Source organism: Polaribacter sp. BAL334, assembly GCF_015767435.1.
In the GTDB taxonomy this organism is placed as follows: domain Bacteria; phylum Bacteroidota; class Bacteroidia; order Flavobacteriales; family Flavobacteriaceae; genus Polaribacter.
In genome coordinates this window covers 1-1053 of sequence record NZ_JADWOV010000155.1, presented here as the reverse complement: position 1 = coordinate 1053, position 1053 = coordinate 1, and the positions used below count along the sequence as shown (strand labels likewise).

1 protein-coding gene is annotated in these 1053 nt (G+C 30.6%); it reads left to right on the top strand.

All coding sequences use genetic code 11. The features are described 5' to 3' along the window. Positions 1 to 16 precede the first annotated feature (16 nt). The coding region (locus IU405_RS00810; RefSeq protein ID WP_231749431.1) for a TonB-dependent receptor domain-containing protein at positions 17 to 1053 on the top strand (1037 nt) is incomplete at its 3' end.

Here is a 1053-nt window from a genome sequence, read left to right as displayed (position 1 = left end):
TCTTTTAGGAGAAGAAATGATTATTTCAGAAAGCAACCAATTGACTAGTGAAATTCAAGGATTTCCTAAATTCTTTGATTTCAATACTTCTATCAATTTAACTTCACAGGGAAAACCATTATTGGTAGATAATTTTTACAGTCCCGATGATAAATTACTTTCATTTTTTGGTCGTTTAAATTATAGTTTTAAAGATAAATATTTAGTTACGGCAACTTTTAGAGCAGATGGTTCAAGTAAATTTTTAGGAGACAATGCTTGGGGATATTTTCCTTCTGCTGCATTGGCATGGAAAATTTCTGAAGAAGATTTTTTAAAAGATTCAAAATGGATAAATTCTTTAAAATTAAGATTTAGTTACGGAGAAGCAGGAAATAATAATATTCCAACAGGACAAACTGTTCAAAATTTTCAATCAAACACCACCACTTTTTTAAATGGAGTAAGTAATTATTGGGCAGCCTCTAATGTTTTGGCAAACCCTGATTTAAAATGGGAAACAACTGTATCTCAAAACATAGGTTTAGATTTTGGATTGTTTGACAATAAAATTATAGGAAGTATTGAAGCCTATAAAACAGTTACTCAAGACTTATTAATCAATTTTCCAATACCTGGATCTGGCTACAATAGTCAGTTTAGAAATATGGGAGAAATACAAAATACAGGTATTGAAGGTTCGTTAGATTTTTCGATTATTGATAAAGAGAATTATGGATTAAACTTATCAGTAAACGCAAGTATGAACAAAAACCGAATTAATTCTTTGGGTCTTTTAGACGATTTTGGTCAAAACACAAATTGGGCATCATCTCAAATAGGAAATGATTATTTAATTACAGTTGGTCAGCCATTAGGAGTAATGTATGGTTTTAGAAATGATGGAAGATATGAAGTTTCTGATTTTGACTATGATTCAAACACAGGTCAATATACTTTGAAATCTGGTGTTGTAAATAATACTTGGTTAGGAGACGTTCAGCCAGGAAGTATGAAACTCAGAGATATTAGTGGTCCAAATGGAACACCAGATGGAATTATTGATATCAATGA